The 26297-nt window shown below is 72.7% G+C and carries 24 protein-coding genes and 1 pseudogene; 16 read left to right on the top strand and 9 right to left on the bottom strand.

Annotation, left to right across the window (positions count from 1 at the left end):
• Positions 1-201: 201 nt before the first annotated feature.
• From ACZ61C_RS18380 to ACZ61C_RS18355, 6 genes are all read left to right on the top strand, one after another.
• Positions 202-2379 (top strand): SulP family inorganic anion transporter, encoded by a 2178-nt coding sequence (locus tag ACZ61C_RS18380; protein ID WP_465308115.1) that lies wholly within the window; start codon positions 202-204, stop codon positions 2377-2379.
• A gap of 479 nt (positions 2380-2858) precedes the next feature.
• On the top strand, positions 2859-3578 hold the full coding sequence (bioD, locus tag ACZ61C_RS18375; protein WP_465308290.1) for a dethiobiotin synthase: 720 nt from the start codon (positions 2859-2861) through the stop codon (positions 3576-3578).
• 73 nt (positions 3579-3651) lie between these two features.
• Positions 3652-4665 carry a biotin synthase BioB gene (bioB, locus tag ACZ61C_RS18370; RefSeq protein WP_465308113.1) on the top strand — a complete coding sequence of 338 codons (1014 nt, stop codon included), beginning with the start codon at positions 3652-3654 and terminating at the stop codon, positions 4663-4665.
• A complete protein-coding gene (bsaP, locus tag ACZ61C_RS18365; protein ID WP_465308111.1) occupies positions 4652-4858 on the top strand; it encodes a biotin synthase auxiliary protein BsaP in 207 nt (68 codons plus the stop codon). The genes bioB and bsaP overlap by 14 nt, the downstream gene beginning before the upstream one ends.
• A 72-nt stretch (positions 4859-4930) precedes the next feature.
• Positions 4931-5527, top strand: coding sequence for a DUF2567 domain-containing protein (locus ACZ61C_RS18360; protein WP_465308109.1), 597 nt, complete (start codon positions 4931-4933; stop codon positions 5525-5527).
• Between the two features lie 42 nt (positions 5528-5569).
• Positions 5570-6598, top strand: a complete 1029-nt coding sequence (locus tag ACZ61C_RS18355; protein WP_465308107.1) for a M48 family metallopeptidase — start codon at positions 5570-5572, stop codon at positions 6596-6598.
• Positions 6599-6606: 8 nt separating this feature from the next.
• On the opposite strand, the gene ACZ61C_RS18350 is transcribed toward ACZ61C_RS18355, so the two are convergent.
• Positions 6607-7323 carry an LON peptidase substrate-binding domain-containing protein gene (locus ACZ61C_RS18350; protein WP_465308105.1) on the bottom strand — a complete coding sequence of 239 codons (717 nt, stop codon included), beginning with the start codon at positions 7321-7323 and terminating at the stop codon, positions 6607-6609.
• Positions 7324-7363: 40 nt separating this feature from the next.
• Positions 7364-7996, bottom strand: a complete 633-nt coding sequence (locus tag ACZ61C_RS18345) for an NUDIX hydrolase (RefSeq protein WP_465308103.1) — start codon at positions 7994-7996, stop codon at positions 7364-7366.
• A 111-nt stretch (positions 7997-8107) separates the two neighbouring features.
• On the opposite strand from ACZ61C_RS18345, the gene nadA reads away from it, so the two are divergent.
• From nadA to ACZ61C_RS18325, 4 genes are all read left to right on the top strand, one after another.
• A complete protein-coding gene (gene nadA / locus ACZ61C_RS18340) occupies positions 8108-9121 on the top strand; it encodes a quinolinate synthase NadA (protein ID WP_465308101.1) in 1014 nt (337 codons plus the stop codon).
• The gene (locus tag ACZ61C_RS18335) at positions 9118-10761 is read left to right on the top strand and encodes an L-aspartate oxidase (RefSeq protein ID WP_465308099.1); all 1644 of its coding nucleotides are present in this window, start codon (positions 9118-9120) and stop codon (positions 10759-10761) included. Before nadA ends, ACZ61C_RS18335 begins: the two co-directional genes overlap by 4 nt.
• Positions 10758-11651, top strand: coding sequence for a carboxylating nicotinate-nucleotide diphosphorylase (gene nadC / locus ACZ61C_RS18330; protein ID WP_465308097.1), 894 nt, complete (start codon positions 10758-10760; stop codon positions 11649-11651). The genes ACZ61C_RS18335 and nadC overlap by 4 nt, the downstream gene beginning before the upstream one ends.
• Before the next feature lie 70 nt (positions 11652-11721).
• Positions 11722-12882, top strand: coding sequence for a S8 family serine peptidase (locus ACZ61C_RS18325; protein ID WP_465308095.1), 1161 nt, complete (start codon positions 11722-11724; stop codon positions 12880-12882).
• A gap of 277 nt (positions 12883-13159) precedes the next feature.
• Here the strand turns inward: ACZ61C_RS18325 and ACZ61C_RS18320 are convergent, their stop codons facing one another.
• The 6 genes from ACZ61C_RS18320 to ACZ61C_RS18295 form a co-directional block, all read right to left on the bottom strand.
• Positions 13160-13528: a hypothetical protein gene (locus tag ACZ61C_RS18320; RefSeq protein ID WP_465308093.1), complete on the bottom strand. Its 369-nt coding sequence runs from the start codon at positions 13526-13528 to the stop codon at positions 13160-13162.
• Positions 13525-14865, bottom strand: a complete 1341-nt coding sequence (locus tag ACZ61C_RS18315; RefSeq protein ID WP_465308091.1) for an alpha/beta hydrolase — start codon at positions 14863-14865, stop codon at positions 13525-13527. The genes ACZ61C_RS18320 and ACZ61C_RS18315 overlap by 4 nt, the downstream gene beginning before the upstream one ends.
• A 26-nt stretch (positions 14866-14891) precedes the next feature.
• A complete protein-coding gene (locus ACZ61C_RS18310; RefSeq protein ID WP_465308089.1) occupies positions 14892-16187 on the bottom strand; it encodes a WXG100 family type VII secretion target in 1296 nt (431 codons plus the stop codon).
• Positions 16184-16570, bottom strand: coding sequence for a hypothetical protein (locus ACZ61C_RS18305; protein ID WP_465308288.1), 387 nt, complete (start codon positions 16568-16570; stop codon positions 16184-16186). Before ACZ61C_RS18305 ends, ACZ61C_RS18310 begins: the two co-directional genes overlap by 4 nt.
• A 98-nt stretch (positions 16571-16668) precedes the next feature.
• Positions 16669-16971: a hypothetical protein gene (locus ACZ61C_RS18300; protein WP_020644701.1), complete on the bottom strand. Its 303-nt coding sequence runs from the start codon at positions 16969-16971 to the stop codon at positions 16669-16671.
• Between the two features lie 18 nt (positions 16972-16989).
• Positions 16990-17334: a WXG100 family type VII secretion target gene (locus ACZ61C_RS18295; RefSeq protein WP_155541946.1), complete on the bottom strand. Its 345-nt coding sequence runs from the start codon at positions 17332-17334 to the stop codon at positions 16990-16992.
• Positions 17335-17691: 357 nt separating this feature from the next.
• Here ACZ61C_RS18295 and ACZ61C_RS18290 point away from each other — a divergent pair, with 357 nt between their 5' ends.
• The 6 genes and pseudogenes from ACZ61C_RS18290 to ACZ61C_RS18265 all read left to right on the top strand — a co-directional run bounded on the left by ACZ61C_RS18290 (position 17692) and on the right by ACZ61C_RS18265 (position 22302).
• The gene (locus ACZ61C_RS18290) at positions 17692-19155 is read left to right on the top strand and encodes a class I adenylate-forming enzyme family protein (RefSeq protein WP_465308086.1); all 1464 of its coding nucleotides are present in this window, start codon (positions 17692-17694) and stop codon (positions 19153-19155) included.
• A gap of 130 nt (positions 19156-19285) precedes the next feature.
• Positions 19286-19990, top strand: a complete 705-nt coding sequence (locus ACZ61C_RS18285) for a S1 family peptidase (RefSeq protein WP_465308084.1) — start codon at positions 19286-19288, stop codon at positions 19988-19990.
• A 57-nt stretch (positions 19991-20047) separates the two neighbouring features.
• Positions 20048-20491 (top strand): YdeI/OmpD-associated family protein, encoded by a 444-nt coding sequence (locus tag ACZ61C_RS18280; protein ID WP_465308082.1) that lies wholly within the window; start codon positions 20048-20050, stop codon positions 20489-20491.
• Positions 20491-21311: pseudogene (locus tag ACZ61C_RS18275) on the top strand (nucleotidyltransferase domain-containing protein). The gene ACZ61C_RS18280 and the pseudogene ACZ61C_RS18275 overlap by 1 nt, the downstream one beginning before the upstream one ends.
• A gap of 55 nt (positions 21312-21366) precedes the next feature.
• Positions 21367-21999 carry a DUF4190 domain-containing protein gene (locus tag ACZ61C_RS18270; protein WP_465308080.1) on the top strand — a complete coding sequence of 211 codons (633 nt, stop codon included), beginning with the start codon at positions 21367-21369 and terminating at the stop codon, positions 21997-21999.
• A gap of 3 nt (positions 22000-22002) precedes the next feature.
• Positions 22003-22302 carry a hypothetical protein gene (locus ACZ61C_RS18265; protein WP_465308078.1) on the top strand — a complete coding sequence of 100 codons (300 nt, stop codon included), beginning with the start codon at positions 22003-22005 and terminating at the stop codon, positions 22300-22302.
• Between the two features lie 4 nt (positions 22303-22306).
• Here the strand turns inward: ACZ61C_RS18265 and eccCa are convergent, their stop codons facing one another.
• A complete protein-coding gene (gene eccCa / locus ACZ61C_RS18260; RefSeq protein ID WP_465308076.1) occupies positions 22307-26236 on the bottom strand; it encodes a type VII secretion protein EccCa in 3930 nt (1309 codons plus the stop codon).
• Positions 26237-26297 lie beyond the last annotated feature (61 nt).

The raw sequence follows: 26297 nt of genomic DNA, 5'->3' as shown, positions 1-26297 counted from the left end.
CACCCAAGGCCACATTGGGGCGCTTGCCTCGGTGAGTGAACCCCTTTGGTGGTACGGGATTCAACTATCGCGTGACAGGTACTTGATCTTGTGAACGGGACGTTAACAACCCGTCCGATTTGTGGCATTAGTGCTAAATATGGCCAGTTGTTCACTCGATCGGGTGGTGCATAGCGGACATTTCACACGATTTCCGGTTGCATGGTGATCATGAGACCCCTCGCCGTGCTCCGCCACGACCTGCCGGCCTCACTGGTCGTCTTCCTCGTAGCTGTCCCCCTGTCCCTCGGCATCGCCCTCGCCTCGGGCGCGCCGGTCGCCGCCGGCCTGGTGGCCGCCGTCGTCGGCGGTGTCGTCGCCGGCGCGCTCGGCGGCTCCGCGCTCCAGGTGAGCGGGCCCGCCGCCGGCCTGACCGTCGTCATGGCCGAAACCATCCAGACGTTCGGCTGGGTCGTCACCTGCGCGATCACCGTCGCCGCCGGCGCCTGCCAGATCCTGCTCGGCCTGAGCCGCATCGCGCGCGCCGCGCTGGCCATCTCGCCGGCGATCGTGCACGGCATGCTCGCCGGCATCGGCGTCACGATCGTGCTCGGCCAGCTGCACGTCATCCTCGGCGGCAAGGCCCAGAGCTCGGCGGTGGAGAACGTCGCCGAGCTGCCCGGCCAGATCGTCGCCCACCACGACTCCGCCACCGTCATCGGCCTGCTCACCATCGTGATCCTGCTGGTCTGGCCGAGGCTGCCGGCGGCGGTCCGCAAGGTGCCGGGCCCGCTGGCCGCGATCGCGCTGGCCACGGTCGTGTCGCTGGTGTTCGGGATGACGCTGCCGCGCGTGGAACTGCCCGGTGACCTGCTGAACGTCCACCTGGTCCCGCAGCTGCCCGACGGCGGCTGGGGCGGGTTCGCGCTCGCCGTCGTCACCATCGCCCTGATCGCCAGCGTCGAAAGCCTGCTCTCGGCGGTCGCCGTCGACAAGATGCACACCGGCCCGCGCGCCAACCTCGACCGCGAGCTGGTCGGCCAGGGCGCGGCCAACATGGTCTCCGGCGCCCTGGGCGGGCTGCCGGTCACCGGCGTCATCGTCCGCAGCTCCACGAACGTCGCGGCCGGGGCCCAGACCCGGCTTTCAGCGGTGCTGCACGGCGTCTGGGTGCTGGTGTTCGTCGTCCTGCTCGCCGGGGTGATCCAGGATATCCCGCTGGCCGCGCTGGCCGGGCTGCTGGTGCACGTCGGCGCGAAGCTGGTCAACCCCGGGCACATGAAGCAGGTGCTCGCCCACGGCGACCTGCCCGTCTACCTGCTCACGCTCGCCGGTGTCGTGGTGTTCGACCTGCTCACCGGCGTGCTCGCGGGCATCGGGCTGGCGCTGGTGCTGATGTTGCGCCGCACGTTGTGGTCGGGCATCCACGTCGAGACCGAAGGCGGCAACTGGCGCGTTGTCGTCGAAGGCGTCCTGACGTTCCTGTCGGTGCCACGGCTGTCGAAGGTCCTCGGCGCCATCCCCGCGGGGGTGCCGGTGCGGCTGGAGCTGGTCGTCGACTACCTCGACCACGCCGCGTTCGAAAGCCTCACGACGTGGCAGCAGGCGCACGAACGCGCCGGCGGCACGGTGGACGTCGACGAGGTCGGCCACCCGTGGTTCGGCGAAGGCAAGGCGGGCCGCCCGACGCGGTCCCGGCTGGCGGCGAGCCGGGCCGTGCCGCGCTGGCTCGCGCCGTGGTCGGAATGGCAGGCGGTGGAAGGGATTCCCGCCCAGCAGACCCGCCGCGGCGCGACGGAGTTCCACCGTCGCGCGGCGCCCCTGCTGCGCGACACGCTGTCCGGCCTCGCCGACGGCCAGCGCCCGCGCACGCTGTTCATCACCTGCGGCGACTCCCGCATCGTGCCGAACCTGATCACCACGAGCGGGCCGGGTGACCTGTTCACGATCCGCAACATCGGCAACCTGGTGCCGGCCGGCCAGGCGGACCCGTCGATGAACGCGTCGGTGGAGTACGCGGTCGGGGTCCTCGGGGTGGAGGAGATCGTGGTGTGCGGCCACTCCGGCTGCGGCGCGATGGCGGCGCTCGCCGACGGGCCGCCCCCGGGCCCGCTGTCGGTGTGGCTGCGCCACGCGGAGCCGAGCGCCCACCGCCTCGGCTCGGCCACGCTGGACGGGAAGGTCCCGGATCGCGAAGGCGACCGTCTTGCGCTGCACAACGTGCTCCAGCAGCTGGAGCACCTGCGCGACTACCCCTCGGTGGCGGCGGCCGAGGGGGAAGGAAGGTTGCAGCTGACCGGAATGTACTTCGCGGTCGGGACGGCGCAGGTGTACCTGTTCGACGCGGCGGAGCGCACCTTCCGGCCCGCTGGGGCCGCGGCGGTGGCTCCGGGGGCTTGACGTCGGGGGCCGCGCGGGTGCTTTGGTGGCCCGCGCGGTCTCGCCGGTCGGCCTGGGCGCTGCTGCCCGGCGTGGTTGGGCCCGGTCCGCGGTGGTGACGGGCGTGCGGTTCGCGGTCCCCGCCGGTCGGCCCGTGCGCTGTTGTCCAGCGTGGCCGCGGCGGGCCTCGCGGCCGGGCCGAAGCGGTGGCGGCGCGGTCCCGCCGGTCGGCCCGTGCGCTGTTGTCCGGCGTGGGTGGGTCGGGCCTGCGGTGGTGGTGCCGGTTCATGGTCCCGCCGGTCGGCCCCGGCGCGCCTAGTGCCGCCGGGTGGCCGCTGCGCCGAACCGGCGGCGAGGACCGCGGGCGTTCCGGCGCCCCACGCGGTCCCGTCGTCAACCATCCACTACCGCCGGTCGGCTCGAATCCGCCGCCGACCTGGTCACCCGGTGCCCGCGGTGCGGAGCCGTGCACCCAGTCACTATGTTCATGGTCCGTGACCATGCTGGTGATGACGGGGACCGGGACCGGGGTCGGCAAGACGATCACCACGGCGGCCATCGCGGCGCTCGCGGTGGCCGGGGGGCAGCGGGTCGCCGTGCTGAAACCCGCCCAGACCGGCGTTCGCCCCGATGAGGCCGGTGACCTGCAGGACGTCCTCCGCCTCGCCGGCGGCGACGTCACCACCCGCGAGCTGCGGCGCTACCCCGACCCGCTGTCGCCGGAGGCCGCCGCGCGGCGGAGCGGGCTTCCCTCCCTGCACCCCGGGGAGATCGCGCAAGCCGCGTCCGAGCTCGACACCGCGCACGACCTCACCCTCATCGAAGGCGCCGGTGGCCTGCTCGTGCGCTTCGACGAGACCGGCTCCAGCCTCGCCGACGTCGCCTGGTCGCTCGGGTCGCTGGTGATCGTCGTGGCCGAGGCCGGGCTCGGGACGCTCAACGCCACCGCCCTCACCGCCGAGGTCGCCACCAAGCGCGGCCTGACCGTCGCCGGGGTGATCATCGGCTCCTGGCCGGCCGAGCCGGACCTCGCCGCGCTGTCCAACCTCGAAGACCTGCCGGTCGCGGCCGGGGCGCCGCTGCTGGGCGTGCTGCCCGCGGGCCTCGGCGCCGCCTCCCCGGCGGACTTCCTGGCCGCCGCGCGGGCCGGGCTCTCGCCGTGGTTCGGCGGCGAGTTCGACCCCGAACTGTTCGCAGGGTGCGCTTCCGCCGAGAAGTGACCTGCGTCGCTGTCCCCTCGCTGCGCCTTCGTGCACGATGAGGGACGCTGCCCCCACGATCAAGGAGACCGCCGTGACCGCAGTCCCGGACACCGATGTCCTCGCCTACGCGCGCGAGCAGGTCCTCGAAAACGGCGTCGGCCTGGGCGAAGCCGGGGTCCTCGAGGTGCTGCGGCTGCCCGACGACCGGCTGCCCGACCTGCTCGCGCTCGCCCACGAGGTGCGGATGCGCTGGTGCGGCCCCGAGGTCGAGGTCGAGGGCATCATCAGCCTCAAGACCGGCGGGTGCCCGGAGGACTGCCACTTCTGCTCGCAGTCCGGCCGCTTCCCGACGCCGGTGCGCTCGGCGTGGCTCGACATCCCGAACCTGGTCAAGGCCGCCCGGCAGACCGCCGAGACCGGAGCGACGGAGTTCTGCATCGTCGCCGCCGTCCGCGGGCCGGACCAGCGGCTGCTTTCGCAGGTCCGCGAGGGCGTGAAGGCCATCCGCGAGGACGGCAACGACATCCAGATCGCCTGCTCGCTCGGCATGCTCACCCAGGAGCAGGTCGACGAGCTCGTCGAGATGGGCGTGCACCGCTACAACCACAACCTCGAGACGGCGCGTTCGCACTTCCCGGCGGTCGTCACCACCCACACGTGGGAAGAGCGCTGGGACACGCTGCGGATGGTCGCCGACGCGGGCATGGAGGTCTGCTGCGGCGGCATCATCGGCATGGGGGAGACGGTCGAGCAGCGTGCGGAGTTCGCCGTGCAGCTGGCCGAGCTGAGCCCGCACGAGGTGCCGATGAACTTCCTCATCCCGCAGCCGGGCACGCCGTACGAGCACTACGAAATCGTCGAGGGCAAGGACGCGCTGCGCACGGTCGCCGCGTTCCGGCTCGCGATGCCGCGCACGATGCTGCGCTTCGCCGGCGGCCGGGAGCTGACCCTCGGTGACCTCGGCGCGGAGCAGGGCATGCTCGGCGGGATCAACGCGATCATCGTCGGCAACTACCTGACCAACCTGGGCCGCCCGGCTTCGGCGGACCTCGAGATGCTCGACGAGCTCAAGATGCCCATCAAGGCCCTCAGTGACAGCCTCTGACGCACCCGCGTTCTGTGTCCACTGTGGACAGCAGTCGGCCGGCGGGGCGGACCACCCGGCGTGCCACAACCCGAGGACGGCGCTGGAGCCACCGCGGTACTGCACGTTCTGCGCGCGGCGGCTCGTCGTCCAGGTGAGCCCGCTCGGGTGGACGGCCAAGTGCAGCAGGCACGGCGACACGGCGAGCGGCTGACGCTCGTCACGCACCGACCGGTTACCCTCGGTCGCACCGTGTCGCAGGAGCGCGGCGCAGGAGGGAGTCCGGGTGAGTGAGTCGTCGGGGCCCGCGCACCGGCCGTCGGCCGTGGCCGGCCCGTGGTCGGTGCCCGTGCTGGTCCGGGAGCGGTGGCCCCGGGTCGTCGTCAAGGGCGACATCCTGCCCGCCGTGAGCGTGTTCGGCGTGCTGAGCCTGCTCAGCTTCCCCCTCGCGTTCGTCTGGTCGCGGATCGCGCCGCCCGAGCGCGTCCGGATCATCGCCACCGACGGCACCCAGGGCCCCCTGGAGCTGGAGAGCTGGCACCGTTTCGACGACCTCGCCGTCTTCGGCTTCCTGACGCTGGGCGTCGGGATCGTGGTCGGGGTGGTCGTGTGGCTGCTGCGCGAGCGCCGCGGGCCGGTCGTGTTCCTCGGCGCGGTGCTCGGGGTCGCGCTCGCGAGCGCGCTGGCCATGCTGCTCGGCGTCGGCTGGGCGAACGCCCACTACGCCATCGACAGCGCGCCCGCGCTCGGCTCGGTGATCGAGCTGGCGCCGCGGCTGGAGTCGTGGTGGGTGCTGCTCACGGGACCGCTCGGCGTGTCGGTCACCTACACCATGCTGACCACCTGGAACGGGCGTGACGACCTGGGCCGCCGCCTCGGCTGAGCGTTTTCCCCTACTCTGGGTGCCCTCGACACAGGGGGTTCAGTGACTGAAGACATCGAGGCTTCGCGGCACAACGCCGTCCGTTTCCCGGGCATCAGCCCGCGCGCCTACGAGCACCCGGTGGACCGCGGCGCGCTCGCCACGCTGCGGGCGGTGCCCGGGTTCGCCCAGGTCGTCAAGGCCGTCTCGGGCTTCTACAACGAGCGGGGCGAGCGGCTGATGGCGCTCGCGTCGTCGATCCGCGTCGGGCCGAAGCAGTACCCGGAGCTCGACCGGCTGCGCCACGAGTGCGCCGAGACGCTCGACCTGCCCGCCGTGCCGAACCTGTTCGTCTACCAGGACCCGCGGATCCAGGCGTCGGCGGTCGGCATGGACGAGCCGTTCATCCGGGTCAGCACCGGGCTCGTCGAGCTGATGAGCCACGAGTCGCTGCGGTTCGCGATCGGGCACGAGATGGGGCACGTGCTGTCCGGGCACACGGTCTACCGCACGATCATGGTGCGCCTGATCGGCCTGCAGCTGTCGATGTCGTGGACGCCGGTGAGCGCGCTCGGCATCCGCGCGGTCATCGCGGCGCTGCGCGAGTGGTACCGCAAGGCCGAGCTGTCGTGCGACCGCGCCGGGCTGCTCTGCGGCCAGGACCCGACGGCGGCCCTGCGCGCGCAGATCCAGATCGCCGGCGGCGTCGACCCGTCCCGCATCGACATCCCGTCGTTCCTGCAGCAGGCGACCGAGTACGAGTCGGTCGAGGACATCCGCGACAGCTTCCTCAAGCTCAAGTTCGTCGAGACCGAGACCCACCCGTTCGCGGTGGTCCGCGCGGCGCAGCTGCAGCGCTGGGCGGCGTCGGAGGAGTACCGCGCGATCCTCGCGGGCGACTACCCGCGCCGCGACGACGACACCCCGTCGTCGGACTGGAAGGACGACCTGAAGTCGGCGGCCAAGTCGTACAAGGACTCGTGGAACAGCTCGGCCGACCCGCTGACGAAGGTGTTCAGCGACGTCGGCGAGGCGGTTTCCGGCGCGGCGGGCAAGGTGTGGAACAAGTTCGGCTCGGGGGAGGGCGCCTGACCGCGGGGTCAGTTCAGGCTGGCCGGGCGGCTCATGTCCGTGAGCTCGCTCGGCGGCAGCGGCACCGCGCCGAGCGTGTTCAGGAACCCCGCCTCGCGCGTCAGCAGGCGGCAGGCGATGCGCAGCCGGCGTAACGGGTGGCGCTCCTCGAGCAGGCGCTGGCGGTCCTCCAGGGGCAGCAGGCAGTCCGCGGCCAGCTGGTAGGCCAGCTCCGCCAGCTCGGTGTCGGCCGCCGGGGCGGTCCAGTCGTCGCTGCGCCACGCCGTTTCGCAGTAGCGCTCGTGCGCTCCGCGCGCGACCGTCGCCAGGCGCTCGGCCATGTCGCCGGCCGGGGCCACCGGGTCGTCGTCGACCCACTCCACCGACGCGATCAGGTACGGCGCCGAGACGCAGTCGAGGTCGGTCAGCCGGAAGCGGCGCTGGGCCTGCGTCACGACGTCGAAACGGCCGTCCGGCAGGCGTTGGGCCTCGCGCAGGATCGTGCTGCAGCCGATGTCGTACAGCTGGTCCAGACCACGGACCTCCCGCGTGAGGGACGACCGCAGCGCGACCACGCCGAACTCGCGGCCCGGCACCGTGCCGCTGACGAGGTCCGCCGTCAGCTGCCGGTACCGCGGTTCGAAGATGTGCAGCGGGAGCCGGGTGCCCGGGAGCAGCACCGTCTGCAACGGGAACAACGGCAGGATCGTCGTCGTCGCGCTGCTTTCCGGTTCCGGCTCGGTCACGGGTCAACCGTAAGGGGAGAACCGGTTCGGCGCAGGATGGTCACCGGTTCGGCGGCTTGAACACCGCGAACGGATCGGTGATCTGCATGCCCTTGCCGGCGAAGGAGAACAGGGCCGCCGGACGCCCGCCCGCGCGGCCCGGCGCGGCCGTGTGACCAGTGGGAACCAGCAGCCCGCGCCGGGAAAGCACCCGCTGCAGGTTGGTCGCCGAGACGCGGTAGCCCAGTGCCGCCGAATAAAGCCCGCGCAACGCGGAAATCGTGAACTCGTCGGGGGCCAGGGCGAACCCGACGTTGGTGTAGGAGAGCTTCGCGCGCAGCCGGTCGCGCGCTCGCAGCACGATCGCCTCGTGGTCGAACGCCGTGCGAGGCAGCTTCGCGACGTCGTGCCATTCGGTGTCCTCGGGCACCTCCGGGTCGACGTCGGAGGGGACCAGGGCGAGGAACGCCGTCGCGACCACCCGCGGGCCGGGGACGCGGTGCGGGTCGCTGAAGACCGCGAGCTGCTCGACGTGCTTGAGCCGCCCGACGTCGACCTTCTCGGCGAGCTGGCGGCGGATCGACGTCTCGACGTCCTCGTCGGGCCGCAGCCGGCCGCCCGGCAGCGACCAGCGGCCGAGGTGCGGGTCGAGCGCGCGGCGCCACAGGAGCACCCGGAGTGTGTCCGAGTGCACTTGAAGGACCGCTCCCAAAACCTCGTGGGCCAAGGGGGTCTGGGTGTTAAGATGACTTCGCACGGTTTTCGATTATAAGGCGAAAACCCGCGAACGGTCCAGGAGGGCCACATGACCACCACGTTGGTTCCGGAAGGTCTCACCCCGTTCGGCGGGGTCGAGGCGAACGCGGCCTGGGCGGAGGAGGTGCGGCGCCTGGCGAAGGAGCGCGACGCGGTCCTGCTCGCGCACAACTACCAGGTCCCGGAGATCCAGGACATCGCCGACCACACCGGCGACTCGCTCGCGCTCAGCCGCATCGCGGCGAGCAGTGACGCGTCCACCATCGTCTTCTGCGGTGTGCACTTCATGGCCGAGACTGCGAAGATCCTGGCCCCGGAGAAGACCGTCCTGATCCCGGACGCGCGGGCCGGCTGCTCGCTCGCCGACTCGATCACCGGCGCCGAGCTGCGGGCCTGGAAGGCCGAGCACCCGGGCGCCGTCGTCGTCTCCTACGTCAACACCACGGCCGAGGTGAAGGCCGAGACCGACATCTGCTGCACCTCGTCCAACGCGGTCGACGTCGTCGCCTCCATTCCTGCTGACCAGGAGGTTCTCTTCCTGCCGGACCAGTTCCTGGGCGCGCACGTCAAGCGCGTCACCGGCCGGGAGAACATGCACATCTGGGCCGGGGAGTGCCACGTCCACGCCGGGATCAACGGCGCCGAGCTCGCCGAACGCGCGGCTTCGAACCCGGACGCGGACCTGTTCATCCACCCCGAGTGCGGGTGCGCGACGTCGGCGCTCTACCTGGCCGGCGAGGGTGCCGTGGCGCCGGAGCGGGTCAAGATCCTCTCGACCGGAGACATGGTCCACGAGGCCCGCGACACGAAGGCCAAGACCGTCCTGGTGGCCACCGAGATCGGCATGATCCACCAGCTGCGCAAGGCCGCGCCGGGCATCGACTTCCGCGCGGTGAACGACCGCGCGTCCTGCCGGTACATGAAGATGATCACGCCGGCGGCGCTGCTGCGGTGCCTGCGCGAGGGCCTCGACGAGGTCCACGTCGACCTCGAAACCGCCGCCCGCGCGAAGGCGTCGGTGCAGCGGATGATCGAAATCGGGCAGCCGGGCGGCGGAGAATGACCACCTCGGTTAATGACTTACGGGCGAAAACCCCGGTTTGGGAAGCCCGTGCGGACCTGGTCGTGGTCGGCAGTGGCGTCGCCGGGCTGACGGCGGCACTGCGCGCGCAGGCCCTCGGGCTGCACGTCCTGGTGGTCACCAAGGCGACGGTCGCGGACGGCAACACCCGCTGGGCCCAGGGCGGCGTCGCCGTGGTCCTGGAAGACCAGCACGACCTCGACGACTCGGTCGCCAAGCACGCGGAGGACACCTTCACCGCGGGCGCCGGGCTGGTCGACGAGGCGGCCGCCCGGTCGATCCTCGAGGGCGGCCCGGCCGCGATCGCCCAGCTCCGCGCGGACGGCGCGCGGTTCGACTCGGCCGGAGACGGCCTGCTGGCCCGGGCCCGCGAGGGCGGGCACAGCGCGTTCCGCGTCATCCACGCGGGCGGCGACGCCACCGGCGCCGAGGTCGAACGCGCCCTGGTCGCGCAGGCCGGGCAGGCGCGGGTGCCGGTGCTGGAGCACCACATCGCCGTCGACGCGCTGCGCACCCCGGGCGGGCGGGTCGCGGGGGTCACCGTGCTCGACCCGGGCGGCGTTCTCGGCGTCGTCCGCGCTTCGGCCGTGCTGCTGGCCAGCGGCGGGATCGGGCAGCTCTACCAGGCGACGTCGAACCCGGAGATCGCCACCGGCGACGGGCTCGCGCTCGCGCTGCGGGCCGGGGCGACGGTGGCGGACGTCGAGTTCGTCCAGTTCCACCCGACCGTGCTCTACACCCCGGGCGCGCGCGGCCGCTGCCCGCTGGTCACCGAGGCGGTGCGCGGCGAGGGGGCGACCCTCGTCGACGGCGCCGGCGCTTCGGTCATGGCGGGGGTGCACCCGCTCGGCGACCTCGCGCCGCGCGACGTCGTCTCCGCGGCGATCACCCGCCGGATGGGGACGGCGCCGGGTGGTGTCGACGACCACGTCTTCCTCGACGCGACGTCGATCGCCGGGTTCGCCCAGCGGTTCCCGACGGTCTTCGCGGCCTGCGGGGTGCTGGGGCTGGACCCGGCCCGCGACCCGATCCCGGTGACCCCGGCGGCGCACTTCTCGTGCGGCGGCGTGGTGACCACTGTGGACGGACGCTCGTCGGTGCCCGGGCTCTACGCGGCCGGCGAGGTCGCGCGGACCGGCCTGCACGGCGCGAACCGGCTGGCGTCCAACAGTTTGCTCGAAGGCCTGGTCGTCGGGCAGCGCGTCGCCGAGGCTGTCGCGGCGGACCTCGCCGCCGGGCTGCTGGCGGACCCGTCGCGGGGGCGGCTGCCTTCGTGGACGAGCGCGCCGGCCGCCGACCGCGACTCGCTGCAGCGGGTGATGAGCCGGTACGCGGCGATCGGCCGGGACGCCGATGGCTTGGCGGCCGCCGGTTCCGTGCTCGACCTGTCCGTCCAGGACAGTCCCTTGTGGACGCACGCGGCGGTGGAGGACGCGGCGCTGACCGTGGTGGCGCAGGCGTTGCTCGCCGCGGCCGTCCGGCGCACCGAGTCGCGCGGCTGCCACGTGCGCACCGACTTCCCGGCGCCGTCGGAGACCTGGCGGCGCAGCCAGCTCATCCGGCTCAGCCCGTCCGGCCAGCCGGTGCTGGCCGACCCGATCCCCTTGGAGGGCGTGGCATGACGTTCCCGATCTCCGAACCGGTCCTGCGCCTGGTCGCGGCGTCCGGTCTCGACGTCGAAGACGTGCGGCGCGTGGTCACCACGGCGCTGGGCGAAGACCTGCGGTACGGGCCGGACGCGACCACCGCGTCGACGGTGCCCGCTTCCGCGTCCGCGGTGGCCGAGCTGACCCCGCGCGTCGACGGGGTGGTGGCCGGGCTGCCGGTCGCGCTGGCCGTGTTCGACATGGTCCTCGGCTCTTCCGTCGAGGTGCTGGCCGGGCGCGAGGACGGCGAGCGGCTGGTGGCGGGCGAGCCCGCGCTGGTGCTGCGCGGGCCGGTCCGCGGCCTGCTCACCGCCGAGCGCACGGCGCTGAACCTGCTGTGCCACCTCTCCGGCGTCGCCACCGCGACCGCCGCCTGGGTGTCCGAAGTGGACGGAACCGGCTGCGCGATCCGGGACTCCCGCAAGACGTTGCCGGGGCTGCGGCTGCTGCAGAAGTACGCCGTCCGCTGCGGCGGCGGGGTGAACCACCGGCTGGGGCTGGGTGACGCGGTGCTGATCAAGGACAACCACGTCGTCGCGGCGGGGTCGGTGACGGCCGCGCTGGCCGCGGCCCGGGCGCACGCGCCGGAGCTGCCGTGCGAGGTGGAGGTCGACACGCTTTCCCAGCTGGAGGAGGCGCTGGCCGCGGCCGCCGACGAGGTGCTGCTGGACAACTTCACGCCCGAGCAGTGCCGGCAGGCGGTGGCGCGCCGCGACGACGTCTCCCCGAAGACGCGGCTGGAATCCTCTGGTGGGCTCACCCTCGACCGTGGTAGGGCCTACGCGGAGTCCGGTGTGGACTATCTGTCGGTGGGCGGGTTGACGCATTCTTCGCCGGCGTTGGATCTGGGCATGGACCTTCGCTGAACGGGCTTTCCGAGCTAGACTGGCGGTGGTGGGAAGTTCTTTCCCGCCACCGTCTTTCGGGAGGGATCGGGTGCGGTTTCCGGCAGCGCTGGCGGTCGCGGGCCTCGTGCTCGCCGCTTTGCCCGCAGTGGCCGACGCGGCGCCCGAAGCGCAGTGCGCGAACCCGTCCGGCACCTACACCGGCGCGGTCCCCTGGGGGCAGCGCCTGGTCGACCCGGCGCGGCTCTGGCCGCTGACCCGGGGTGACGGCCAGCTGGTCGCCGTCATCGGCACCGGCGTCGACGGGCTCAACGGCCAGTTCGCGCCCGGGCAGCTCGAAGGCGGCGCCGGCACGGAATCCTCCGACTGCGACGGCCGCGGCACGATCGCGGCCGGGATCGTCGCGGCGCAACCGGATCCGTCGACGACGTTCGCCGGTGTCGCGCCGGGCGCGCGTCTCCTGCCGATCCGGTACACCGACAGCTCGGCGAAGGACGGCGGAGACCCGGGCGCGCTGGCCGGCGCGATCGACACGGCGCTCGACCGGCGGGCGGGCGTCATCCTCGTGGCGGTGCCCGCGGCGTTCGACAACCCGGCGCTGTCCGGGGCGGTCGCGCGGGCGCGGTCGGCAGGCGCGGTGGTCGTCTCGGCGGCGTCGGCGACGCAGCAGGGCGCTCGGACGTACCCGACGGCGACGCCCGGAGTGCTGGCCGTCGGGTCGGTGAACCCCGCGGGCGAGCCGGTGCAGACCGAAGCCGGGGACCACGTCGGGATCGCCGCGCCGGGCGCGGAGCTGGTCAGCACGTCGGCGGGCGCGGGCGGCGCGGTCGCGCACCGCTTCCCGGTGACCGACCCGGGACTGGCGGCGGCGTACGTCGCCGGCGTCGCGGCGCTGGTCCGCGCGTACCACCCGGACCTCACCGGCGACCAGGTCCTCACGCGCCTCACGCTCACCGCGCACCGCCCGGCTTCGGGCGGCCACGACCCGCGTCTGGGCTGGGGAGTCCTGGACGCCTACGCGGCGGTGTCCTCGACCCTGCCGGCCGACGCGGCCCCGCCGGGCTCGGTCGTCGCGCCGGCGGCGGGACCCGCGGTGGTCCCGGCCGCAGCCCCGGCCCCCGCGCCGTCAGACATCGCGGCGGGCACGATCGCGCTGGCCGGCGTGGCTCTCGCGGCCGCCGCCGGCCTGACGGTCGCCGCGGTCCGCCGAGCCCGCCGCCGCAACTGGCGCCCCTCCCGCTTCACCCCCTGACCCCGTGTCGTCCCTTCAATCACGAGTGATGCCCCTCCAATCACGCGAGATACGCGCTCAATCACGCGAGATACGCGCCCAATCACGCGAGTTACGTCTCTGATCACGCGAGTTCGGAGTACCGGACCGGACGACACGCGTGATCAGACGCGGGATTCGCGTGACTGGAGGCGGAACTCGCGTGATTGGGCGCGGAACTCGCGTGATTGGGGAGCGATCTCGCGTGATTGGAGGGGCATCACGCGTGACTGGAGGGGTATCTCGCGGGAGGGAGGGGTCAGGCGGGGACGGGGCGGGTGGAGCCGATGATCGCCACCGCGTGGCTCGCCCGGGCGACGTGCACCGTGAAGTCCGCGCCTTCCCGGCTGAACCGGGCGATCAGCTCACGTGGGGTGCTGCGGTCGTGGGCCTGCCAGCCGCGCTGCTCCAACGTCGGGAGGACGACCTCGGTGAGACGGCGTTCCGGCTCGCCGGGGTGGTCGAGCCGGACGCCGTACTGCCAGCAGAGCAGGTTGCCGGGCTGAGTGGGGTCGCAGTCCAGCTCGCCGTTCACCGTGGGGTCCGCCGAAGGGCCGAACACCGCCGCGACGCTGTTGATCACGTCCGTCAGCTCGGCCGCCAAGCGGTCCAGGTCCGAAGAAGTCACCGCAGCACGCCTCCGTCGTTGAGGAACTCGACGCCGTGCTCCAGGATGCCATCCGGCTGGAAGGAGCCGTTGGGCGTGGTCGGCCCGGAGGTGATGACGCGGTACATGTTCGTCCAGGACTCCGAACCCGGCTTGAGCACGTCACTGTGCGACGAGAGCCCCCACAGCTGGTCCCCGGACGCGGAGCGGCCCGTCTCCAGCTCGGTGACGCCGGGGAAGGTGTCCGGGTCCGCGCCGTGGCCGATGCCGGTCCACTCGAGACCCCACGCGTTGCCCTGCGCGATCTCGATCGGGTCGAGCGGCGCCGTCATCGAGAACCGCTGGACGCCCGCCTGGCTCGCCGGCAGGTCCGCCGGCGACCACACGCCGTGGCCCATGCCCGCCGACTCGACGTGCAGGACTCGGTCGACGTCGAGGCCCTGCGTCTCGGCCAGCCCGACCGTCGCGCCGCCGTAGCTGTGCCCGATCGCGGTCAGCGTGACGTCGGAGCCGGCGTGGCTCCCGATCTCGCCGCGCAGGTCGTCGGTGAAGTGCTTGAGGTCGGGCGCCATCGCCTCCGCGTAGCTCGCGGACGGCCCCTGCACCACCGGGTTCTGCGGGAACACCCCGTCGGCCCAGACGACCATCGCGGTGCGCCCGGTCGGGTCCGCGGCCACCAGGCTGCGCCCGAGGCCGGCGTAGGAGTCGAAGTTGGACATCTGCGTGTTGACGCCGGGGACGAACAGGCCGACGTTGCGCGTCCCCGGTTCGACGTGCCCGACGAGCTCGGCGATCCGGCCGTTGCCCGCCGGGTCGAACTTCAGGATCTGCCGGTTGTTCGCGAGAATGTCTTCGTACAGCGAAATCCGCGCCTGGGAGCGTTTGATCTCGTCGGCGTCGGTCAACGAAGCCAGCCGGGAACGCTCGGCCGTCAGCGCGTCGGAGACCTTCGTGCGGTTGGCCGCGATCGCCTGGCCCCACGCGCCGGTGTCGGCCGCGCCGCCGATCCCCGCGGGGTTTCCGGCCGGCGGCAACGGATCCTCGGGGAGCAGCGAGCGGTACATCGCCGCCACCTGGGCATCGGCCCGGCGGTACCCGGCGGCGGACGACGTCAGTCCACTTTGGAGCGTCCGCAGCCGGGAGACCTCGGAAGAGAGCTTCGATCCCAGCTCCGTCATGGTCTTCTCGAACGTCTTCGCGGCGGCGGCCGACGCGTCGACCTTGCCGAACGCGGCCGCCGGCACCTTCTCACCCGCCACCGCCGACTGCGCCGAAGCGAGTGCGTCCGCTCTCGTGCCGAACTCGCCCGCCACGGTGTCGAGGCGGGCCGGGGCGACGCGGTATCCAGCAGCCGTCACGGCCCGCCTCCATGGTCAGAAGTTGCTCAGTACGCTTCCGGCTCTTCGCCGATCACCGGCGGCGCGACCGGGGCCGACTGGCCCCAGACGTTCTCCGTCTCCACCAGCCAGGCCGGGATCCGGCGCCCGGACCCCATGTCCCCGCCGCCGCCCATGCCCATCGGCATCATGGGCATCATCGGCATCGCGCCCTTGGCGGCCGCCGCGCCCACGGCCCCCGCCGCGCCGCCGGCGAGCCCGGACAGCGCGTTGCCCGCGCCGCCGTCGCCGGCCAGGCCGGAGTGCGCCGCGGGGCCGTCGCCGCCCCCGCCGATCCCGGTCCCGCCGGGAACGCCGCCGCCGATCGACGGCGCGTCACCCCCGCCGATCGGGATGCCGCCGCCGGCGCCGCCTTCGACACCCGCGCCGCCACCGAGCTTCGTGCCGGGGGCTTCTTCCTTGCCGTCCTTGGGATCCTTGCCGCTGGCCCACGACGGCACCTTCGGCATGATCGAGCCGAACCGCCCGAACGCGGCGGCCGAGGCCGCGGCGAGCCCGGCGGTGAACATGTCGCCGAAGAGCGGGTTGGACGTCGGCACGGTCGTCCCCGGCTGCTGCGTCGTACCGCCGCCGGGCAGCGGGTGCCCGTCGGCCGGGGTGACGACGACGCCGGGATCGGTGACGCCGTTGCCGACCAGGCCGGGCGAGCCCACGGTGCCGGCGCCACCGCCGGCGGGCGGGCCGGTCGGCGTCTGCACGGCGTTGGGGGACGCCGGGATCGAGTCCTCGGCGGTGGTGTAGTCGCCGGCCAGCTGGGTCATCACGACGATCGCCTTGCCGTGCGCGGACCCGGCGGCGTTGGCCGCGGACTGCTGCGCCTCGACGTTCGAGATGGCCTGCTGCCGCTGCTGCGCGGCGGCCTGGACGACGGCGGGCGAGGCGTCCGGCGGCAGCAGCGGCGGGTTCACCGCGAGCGCGACGTCGGCGGGGGAGACGTCCGGCACCGAAACCGGCGGCGGCATCTCCTTCTTGGCCTTGACCAGTGCGTCGGCGGCGTCGTCGAGCATCACGTTCATCGCCTCGGCGGTCTGCGCCACCTTGGAGATGCCGTTCGCCAGGTCGACGATCATGTGCTGGTACTGGTCGGCCGCGCCGCCGGTCCACTCGCCCTTGAACTCGGTGAGCTCGGAGTTGAGGTTGTGGGCCTGCTCGTGCAGGTGCAGCGCGGCGGACTTCCACTTGTCGGCGGCGTGCCGCGCGCTGTTCGGGTCGCCCGCCTGCAGCATCGCGTAGAGCTGCTGGTGGCTGTACGCGGCGAAGTTGGTGTGCGCGGTGTTCGTCATCCCTTGCGGCTCCCGTTCGAGTCACCGAGGCCCAGCAGGCCGAGCACGGGGTCGAGCAGCCCGGTGACCGCACCCGAGCTGTGCAGGTCCCCGGCCACCGTCTGGTCGGCGTTCTGGTATCCGTCGGCGACCGTGGTGGTGACGTCCTGGGCGAACCCGATCGCGCTGCGGACCTGGTCGAGCAGGCCCTGCATCTCCGCGACGGCGGCGCGGTGGGCGTCGGCCAGCGACCCGGCCTCGCCGAACTCGCCGAACAGCAGCGGCTCTTCGCCGAGCGTGAGCAGGAAGTCGTTCGGTTTGGCCATCGCGTGGATCTGGGTCTCCAGCTCCCGCACGAAGTCCTTCAGCGATTCCAGGTGGACGTAGTACGACTGGTCGTGCATCGGGTCCCGGCTCTCTCGTCGCACGTGAAGAAGGCAAGCCGGTCGGCCGGTGCGAGCGGGGGGTTTCCCGCACCGGCCGACCGACGTCTGGGCGCGGATCAGCCCGCGAACAGCCCCTGGTTGCGGTTCTCCAGGCTCTGCTGGAGGTCGTGGGCCTCGCCGACCTTGCCGCCGAACTGCGCGATGATGGCGACGATGTCCGCGGTGGCCTGGCGCAGCCGGGTCTCCGACTGGCGAGCGGCGTCACCGGCGGAGCTGCCGGAGGCGTACCAGGTCGCGGTGATGGGCTGGAGGTTCTGGTGCAGCTGCTCCAGCTGCGAGGTGAGCGCCTTGGCCTTGGCGGCCAGGGAAGCCGAGCTGTGCTGCAGCGCGGCGAAGTTGATTTCGACGACGTCGGCCATGGTGGGCGTCCTCTCGGGTCAGGGGTTGAGGCGGGGGATCACGCCCGAGCCCTCGAGGGTGTTGCCGACCCCCTGGAAGCTCTGGTGGACGTCGGCGTCGCCGCGGCCGTAGTTCTGGTGGCTGGTGTGGACGAGCTGCGACATGGTGTCGAGCTCCTTCACCGCGACCGTCATCTTCTCCTGGAGCCGGCGCTGCAGGTCCCAGAACGCGACGGCCTGGTCACCCTTGTAGTTGCGGAGCGCCTCGGTCAGCTCGGACTCCAAGCTGGCCATCGTGGACTTGGCGTTCGTCGCGGTTTCCTCGAAACCCTGGACGGCGCGCGTCATGGCAGCGGAATCTGCCTGGAATCCCGGACTGGACATCGACGGGCCACCTCCCTTCCTCAAGCGAGTTCCCCTGGCGCGGTGGTCCGCGCGGTGTGAAAGTCACGCTAGAAAGAAGGACGGTGTGGTCAAACGGCACAACTGCCGGTCGCGGTGACGGCTTTTATACCCACAGAGGACACCAGGCCGCCGGACGGGGGCGCGCGGCAGTGTCCGCGGTCGCGGTTCCGGCCCGGGGCATGCCCTGGCGGACAACGGAAAGCCGCTGTTCACGCACCGGCCAGGTCGCGCCGCCGGGTCGCTGCCGGTTGATGATCGCACCCCGGCCGACACACCTCTGCCGAAATTCTGAGATCCGCCCGGTAGACCGGGAGCCCCGGGCGAAAGGCGGTCGAGATGGTCCACCCGCAGGCTCTGCTGGACGAGCTGGGGCGCGCCCCCGACGCTCCCGCGTTCGAACACGGCTCGCGCGTCACGTCGCGCCGCGAGCTGCGGGAGCTGGTCGGCCGGTTCACCGCGGGCCTGCGGGCGGCCGGGCTGTCGCCGGGGGACGGCGTCGGGATCGCCACCGCCGTCACCGCCGAGGGGTTCGCCGCGATCATCGCCGCGCAGGTGCTCGGCTGCCGGGTCGTCGGGGTGCGGCCGGGCCTGCCGGTGCCGCAGCTGCGGCACGTCGTCGGGGACGTCCGGGCGCTGGTCGTCGACGAGGCTTCCGAGTCGCCGGAGCTGCTCGGCACCGTCGCCGGGGCGGTGATCCTGCGGATCGGGCCGGAGCTGCTCGCGGCGTACGAAGAACCGGAGCCGTGCGGGCGGCCGGACGACACCGCGACGGTCGTGTTCACCAGCGGCAGCACCGGCGTCCCCAAGGGCGTCGCCTTCAGCTACCGCGCCCTGACCGAAGGCCGCGTCTGGCAGGCCCCGGTGCCCGGCTCGGCGCACGAGCGGCTCGGCGCGGGGTTCGGCCGGTTCCTGCTGTTCGGCACGCTCACCAGCGCGGTGATGCTCGAACAGCTGGCCCTGTGCCTGTTCGCCGGCGGCACCGCGGTGATCCCCGAAGAGCTGCCGGACTTCCCGTGGGTGCTGCCGCGGCTGCGGGTGAGCGCGGCGCTGATGACCGTCCCGCGGCTGCACCAGGTCCTGGACGTGCTGCGCGCCGAGGACGTCGACCTGAGCGACCTGCGGACGCTGATCGTGGCCGGCTCGCCGGTGCCGCCGCACAAGCTGGCCGAGGCGGCCGAGCTGGTCGGGCCGGCGATGCACCACGCCTACGGCCAGACCGAGACCGGGATGCTGACGATCTCCGGCGCGGCCGAGGGGCCCGGTTCCGTCGGGAAGGCCTGCGACACGGTCGAGATCGAGGTTCGCGACGATTCGGGCTCGCCGCTGCCGGCGGGGGCCGAAGGCGAGATCTGGGTGCGGACGCCGTCGGCCTTCGCGGGCTACTGGCGCGACGAGGTGACGACGGCCGAGGTGCTCGACGGCGGCTGGGTGCGCACCCAGGATCTCGGGCACCTCGACGACGCGGGGTACCTGCACCTGTCCGGACGGGCGCGGGACGTGGTGATCGTCAACGCGATCATCCACTACACCGGCCCGATCGAGCGGGCGATCGCGGCGCACCCGGACGTCGACCAGGCCTACGTCGTGGCGGTGCCGGACGCGCGGACCGGCGAGGCCGCGGTCGCGTTCGTCGTCCCGGCGCCGGGGCGCTCGCCGGACCTCGACGAGGTCCGCAAGGGCGTGGCGGCCGAGCTGGGGGAGGCCGCGGTGCCCGCGCGGTTCGCCGTGGTGGCGTCGGTTCCGGTCGCGCCGTCGGGGAAGCCGGACAAGGCGGCGCTGCGGGCGTCCCTGCCGGACTAGAGGTACCGCCGGTGACGGTCGGCAAGTTACCGACTTCGGTAGGTTCCGACAAACCTCTCACGAACCTACTTTGGGCTCGTCGCCCGAATTCGGGACGGACATCCGGATCACCTGGCCGAAGGGCATTTTCATGCGAATGTCGAGGGCTGTCACCGCGGTCGGCGCCGCCGCCGCGGTACTGAGCATGGTCTCGGTGGGGGTTGCGGACGCCCAGGAGGACATCATCGGCGGGAGCACCGTCTCCTCCGCTCCGTGGGGCGCCCAGATCTACTGGAACAACGTCACCACCTACGGCGGGTTCGAGTGCTCCGGGACGATCATCGCCCCGCAGTGGGTGCTCACCGCCCAGCACTGCCTGAACTCGCCGGGCATGCACGTCAAGGTCGGCAACGTGGCCCTCCAGCAGGGTACGAACGCCGCCGTCGACCAGCAGAAGGCCTCGCCCAACGGCGACATCGCGCTGCTGCACCTGACCACGGCGGTGAACACGACCTACATGAAGCTCGGCACCGGCAACCCGCCGGCCGGGTCCACCAACCAGATCTACGGCTGGGGCCGCACGCAGGGCACCAGCCCGCCGTCGAGCACCCTCAAGACCGCCGACGTCCGCGTCACCGGCACCAGCACGGACGCGTTCGGCGGCACGGCCATCGCCAGCCAGGGTGTCAACGGCTCGGCGTGGCACGGCGACTCGGGCGGCCCGCAGCTCTCGGGCGGCGTCCAGGTCGGCGTCTGCTCGACCGGCAGCAACTCCGGTTCGAACCCGCAGGGCACGCAGAACTACGCGAGTGTCGCGTCGAGCCGCAGCTGGATCCGCACGACCGCGGGCGTCTGACGCGCGTCCCGTGCCGGCCTCACCGCCCGGGAGGCCGGCACGGGGCATACTCGCCCCATGGAGTTCCGCACGACGGTCCTGCTCGGCGGCAAGACGGCGACCGGCCTGCCGGTGCCCGACGACGTCGTCGAGGCGCTCGGGGCCGGCAAGAAGCCCGCCGTCACGGTGACGCTCGGCGGCCACAGCTACCGCACGACGGTCGCGAGCCGCGGCGGGCAGTACCTCGTCCCCTTGAGCGCGGAGAACCGCGAGAAGGCCGGGGTCTCCGCGGGTGACGACGTCGACGTGGCGATCGTCCTCGACACCGCGCCGCGCGAGCTGGAGATCCCGCCGGACCTGGCGGTCGCGCTGGCCGCCGACCCGGCCGCCCAGGCCCGGTTCGAAAGCCTGTCCTACAGCGGGAAACAGCGGTTCGTGCTGCCGATCGGCCAGGCGAAGACCGAGGAGACGCGGCAGCGCCGGGTCGCCAAGGTGATCACGGACCTGCGCGCCGGGAAGTGATGGACGCCCGCACGGTCCGGCGGGTGCTCGCGGCACTGGCCCCGGCCCGGGTGTGGCTGGCCGGCGGCTGGGGTGTCGACGCCCTGCTGGGCCGTCAGACGCGCGAACACCGCGACCTGACCTGCTGCACCGCCTCGAGGAAGAGCCCGACGTGCTGGCACGGCTCGGCGCGCTGGGCTACCGCGAAACCCTCGACCTGCGCCCGGTCCGGTTCGTCCTCTCCGACGGCGGCACCGAGCTGGACCTGCACCCGCTCGTCTTTGAGCACGACGGTTCCGCCACGCAGAAAGCCGACGCCAACGGCGCGACTTTCCCCTATCCCGCGGACTGTTTTGTCACCGGGCGGATCGACGGCGCTGAGGTGCCGTGCGTGTCCGTGGCGCAGCAGGTCTTCTTCCATCAGGGGTATGAACCGCGGCCGCACGACCTCGCGGACATGCGGCACCTCCGCGAAGCCTTCGGCGAGGATGGGGTGGTGACAGTGGAGAAGACACTCAGGGTGCTGGCGGACTACGACTGCTGGGCGTTGTGGGCGTTCGCTCCGCCGAGAATGGAGAACCTCGATCCCGCGGATCCCGAGCTGGGGCTGAGCCCGGCCCTGGTGGGAGAGCTGAACCGCTGGGCGGACGAGTACACCGCGACCTTGAACCGTGACGACCCGGCAGCCTCCGGTTTTCCGTCCGAAGCAGAGGAGCGGGACTTCGTGGCCCGGGGCCGCCACCTGGCGGAAGAGGTGCACGCGCAAGTCGGCCCCGGCTGGCGAGTCACGTACTACGACAGTGAGCTCGGCCACGATGTCGACGTTCAGGCTCGCGCTTGAGCCCGAAGCACCGCGGCGGGTATACGCTGCCCGCTGACTTCATCCCGGGGGAACCATGGCCGCACCCGAGCACGACCCTGTGCTCTTCGACGAGCTGATGCGCACCGAGCTGCGCCGTCAGCCGATCAGCCGTTACGCCGTCGCGACGCTCGTGTCGGGGCTGCTCGGCGGGCTGCTCGCGCCGGTCTTCGGTGTCGTCGCGCTCGTGCGGATCCGCAAGCACCGGCAGCGCGGGCGCGCCCTGGTGATCTGCGGGCTGGTCGCCTTCGCCGGGTGGATGGGTGTGCTCACCTACCAGATCTCGACCGGGACGACGTGGTGGCAGCAACGCGCCGCGCAGGCGTCCGGTGAGCGGCTGCCCGAGGGCATGGCCCACGGCAGCGACCTCGCGGCCGGCGACTGCTTCTGGTCCCCGGCGGCTTCGGGCGGCGTCGACGTGCTGCGGGCCTCCTGCACCGAGCGGCACACCGCGGAGGCGTTCGAGGTGCTCCCGCTCGGCGACGGCCCGATGCCCGACATCGTCGAGGTCTACCAGCGCACGCTGGCCCGCTGCCAGGCCGACGCCCGGCCGGTCCCCGAGGTCCGCGTCCAGGTCGTGACGCCGACATCGCAGTGGTGGGCCGAGGGCAAGCACCGCGCGGTCTGCTACTACCACTTCGCGGCCGAGCTGACCGCGCCCGTGCGCTGAGCCGTGTCCGGGAACCTCGTGCTGCCGGACGGACGGCTGTGGTCCGCCTCCAGCGGCGTCTACTACTGGGTCGTCGACTACCTCGCGGCCGCGGTCACCGACCGGGAGCTGGCCGAGGAGCTGCGTGCCGTTTCGGTGCACGGCTTCCGCACGTTCGACCTCGGCGCCCTCGCGCCCGATCGGCGGCAGGAAGTGCTCGACCTGATCCTCGGCCCGCTGCTGCCGACCGTGGCGGCCGCGTTCCCGGACAGCGCCGCCGCGCAGGGGTTCGTCGCCAGGCTGAGGGACCTCGTGCGGGGCTGACCCCTCAGGACTCCGCCGGTTTGGTCCACGCCACCTGGACCAGCCCGGTCCCGTGCCGCCGCGACACCAGCGTTCCGCGGCCCGGCGGCTGCGGGGACGGCTTGACGTCCGCCAGCAACGCCCCCTCGTCCTTCGTGCCCGACATGATCAACCCCGGCGAACCCAGCTCCCGCAGCCGCTGCAGCACCGGCTCGAACAGCGCGCGCCCCGCGCCGCCGGAACCGCGGACGATGATCACGTGCAGGCCGATGTCACGCGCCTGCGGCAGGAACTCCAGCAGCGGCTGCAGCGGGTTGCGCCCGACCGTGGCCACCAGCTCGTAGTCGTCCACCAGCACGAACAGCTCCGGGCCGCGCCACCACGAGCGGTTGCGCAGCTGCTCCGGCGTCACCGACGGGCCCGGCAGGCGGTTGCGCATCGCCGTGGCGCACTCGGTGATCAGGTCGGTCAGCTTGCCTTCCGCGCCCGCGTAGCCCAGCAGGTGGTCTTCGGAGACCGCGCCGAGCAGGCCGCGGCGGTAGTCCGCGACGATGATCGCCGCCTCCTCCGGCGTGTACGCCGAGGTGATGCCGCGAGCGATCGCCCGCAGCAGCGAAGACTTCCCCGACTCGACGTCGCCGAAGGCCACGAAGTGCGGGTCCGCCGCGAAGTCCAGGCACACCGGGCGCAACGTCGACTCCGCGATGCCCAGGGTGACCTGCCGGGACGGGGCCGCGGGCAGCGTGTCCAGCGGGACCTCCGGCGGCAGCAGCCGCACCTTCGGCGCGCGCGGGCCCTTCCACGCGTCGGAGATCCGGCGCGTCAGGTCGACACCGCCGGCGCCGATCGTCTCGGGGCGCTGGTCACCGTCGATGCGCGGCAGCGCCGCCAGGAAGTGGAGCTTCTCCGCGGTGATGCCGCGCCCGGGCCGGTCGGCCGGGACGTTCACCGCGACCTTGCGGTCGATGGAGGAGTCCATCGGGTCGCCGAGCCGCAGCTCGAAGCGCGTGCCGATGGCGTCACGCAGCTGCGCGCGGACGCCGATCCACTGGTTGAGCGAGACGATCACGTGGATGCCGAACCCGAGCCCGCGCGCGGCCAGCCCGGTGATCTGCTCCTCCAGCTGCTCGTACTCCTGCCGGATCGTGGTCCAGTTGTCCACGAACAGGAAGACGTCGCCGAACTCGCGGCCGTCGGTGCTCTCGGTGAACTCCGCGCGGCGCTGGCGGAACGTCGTCACCGACTCGATCCCGTTGGCGGAGAAGAACTCCTCACGCTGTTCGAGCAACGTCGTCAGCTCGGCGACGACCCGGCGGCAGCGCTGCGCGTCACGGCGGGTCGCGTAGCCGGACGTGTGCGGCAGGCCGGCGATCGGCGCCAGCGCGCCACCACCCATGTCCAGCACGAAGAACTGCACCTCGGCCGGGGTGTGGGTCAGCGCGAGCATGCCCGCGATGTCCTTCATCAGCGTCGACTTGCCGGTCTGCGGGGCGCCGACGATCAGCGCGTGCCCGCCCGCGCCGGAGAAGTCGGCCCACAGCATGTCGCGGCGCTGCTCGAACGGCTTGTCCACCAGGGCGACCGGCACGGTCAGCTTGCCGTTGCCGCCCCAGCCGAGCGGGCACAGGCCGCGTGCGGCGTCCTCGCCCAGCGGCGGCAGGAGCTGGTCCAGGGTCGGCGGCTCGTTCAGCGGCGGCAGCCAGATCTGGTGCGCGGACGGCCCGCGGCCCTCCAGCCGGGACAGCATCGCGTGGATGATCGTCTCGCCGGTGCCGTCGGGCGCGACAGGGGCGTCCGAGATCTCGGTCGTCACCGGGATCTCCACCGGGGCCAGGGAGAACGGCAGCACACCGAGCTCCTGCCCGTCCTCGCGCACGACCGTGCTGCGCGGCGGCAGCTCACCCGAGACGTAGGCGGCCTTGAGGCGGATCAGCGTGTCGGTGTCGGACTTCAGGTACGCCGACCCCGGCACCGGCGGCAGGTGGTAGGCGTCGGCGACCCCCAGCACGGTCCGGCTTTCCGACGCGGAGAACGTCCGTAGGCCGATCCGGTACGACAGGTGGGAGTCCAGCCCGCGCAGCCGTCCTTCCTCGAGCCGTTGCGACGCCAGGAGGAGGTGGATGCCGAGCGAGCGTCCCAGCCGGCCGATCGCGACGAACAGGTCGATGAACTCCGGCCGCGCCGACAGCAGCTCGCTGAACTCGTCGATGATCACCAGCAGCGAGGGCAGCGGCTCGAGCGCGACGCCGTCCGCGCGCGCCTTCTCGTAGTCCCGCACCGACGCGTAGTTCCCGGCCGCGTGCAGCAGCTCCTGCCGCCGCAGCAGCTCGCCGTTGAGCGCGTCCGCCATGCGGTCGACGAGCGCGAGGTCGTCGGACAGGTTCGTGATCACGGCGCAGGTGTGCGGCAGGTCCGTCATGCCGGCGAAGGTCGCGCCGCCCTTGAAGTCGATCAGCGCCAGGTTCAGCGTCTCCGACGAGTGCATCACGGCCAGCGCGGTCACCAGCGTCCGCAGCAGCTCGGACTTGCCGGACCCGGTCGCGCCGATGACCAGGCCGTGCGGGCCCATCCCGCCTTCGGCCGACTCCTTGAGGTCCAGCTCCACCGGCCGGCCCTCCGGGTTGATGCCGAGCGGGATCCGCAGCCGGTCGCGGGCCGCGCGCGGCGCCCACGTCACGGTCGTGTCGGTGTCGCGCGGGTCGCCGATGCCGAGCAGCCCGGACAGGCCGAAGGTCGCCGACATCGGCTTCTCGCCGACGATCGCGGCCGGCGTGTGCAACGGCGTCAGCATCCGGGCCAGCGCTTCGGCGGCGCCGCGGTCGAGCACGTCCGGGCGGCCGAGGAACCCGAGGCGCTGCTCACTGGCGTCGCCGACGACCATCCCGAGGGAGTCGGCCGACGTCTGCAGGCTCAGCAGCCGCTCGGTCGAGTACGTCCGCGGGTGCTCCTGCCCGATCTCGATCACCGTGACGCCGAGCCGCCCGTCCTCGCCGATCAGCCGCGGTTCGCCGTGCGCGTTGCCGCCGTCGACGACGACCACCAGGTGCGGGAGGTCCAGCTCGGCCGCGGCGCGGCGGCTGAACGCGGGGCGTTCGCCGAGGTCCGGGCCGAGCAGCTCGGCCAGCCCCGCCGCCGAGTCGGCCGCCAGCCGCCGCGAGCCGACGGCGTCCGTGGCGCCGGCCGCGGTCGCGTGCGGCAGCCACTTCGCCCACTCCCAGTCGTGCTGCCGGTCGGGCGGCACGCACAGCGCGACACGCAGGTCGCCGGGGGAGTGGAACGTGACGAGCTGGCACACCAGCGCCCGCACCAGGCCGAGCACGGCCGGGCGCCGGCCGGCCACGGTGACCGCGGCGAACGAGCGCAGCGACAACGCCACCGGCAGGCCGTCGACCGTCGAGTAGGTGCGGATGAAGTGCTTGAGGCTGGTGGAGGACACCGGGTCCAGGTCCTCCAGGGGCACGGTCTGCGGCGCCTTCAGCGGGGTCGCCAGCCGCTGCGGCCCGGACCCCGCGCGCACCTGCGCGAACTGCGCGTCGGTGCGCCGGCGGTCCCACAGCTTCCCGGTTTCGACGTAGGCCCACAGGTCCGCGGGGTCGGGCTGGACGGCGACCATGGCCGCGCGCTGGCCGTCGGCGATGTCCCGGACCTGGGCCCGCAGCCCGGAAAGGTACCGCTGGTAGTCGCGGCGCTCGTCGTTGATCTGCGCCTTCTTCGCCATGCCGCCGCGGCCCAGCGACATCACGACCATGCCGCCCATGGCGCAGATGAACAGCGCGCCGAAGATGTAGGTCATCACGCCGCCGTCGCGTCCGATGTAGACGAACGACATCGCGCCCATGCCGAGCATCATCGGCAGGAACATCATCAGCTGCATCATCCCGCCGGACGAGCTCTTCGGGAGCATCGGCGGGGACTGCAGCACGATCTCGCTCGGTCGTTCGGGCGACAGGCTCATCGGGACATGCTCCGGACTCGGGGATGCTCTGACCGGTATTTTGGCCACTCACCGCCCGCTC

It is taken from the genome of Amycolatopsis sp. NPDC104587 (assembly GCF_055583645.1).
Note: the sequence above shows the minus strand (reverse complement) of the source record. Positions and strands in the feature narration are given on the sequence as shown.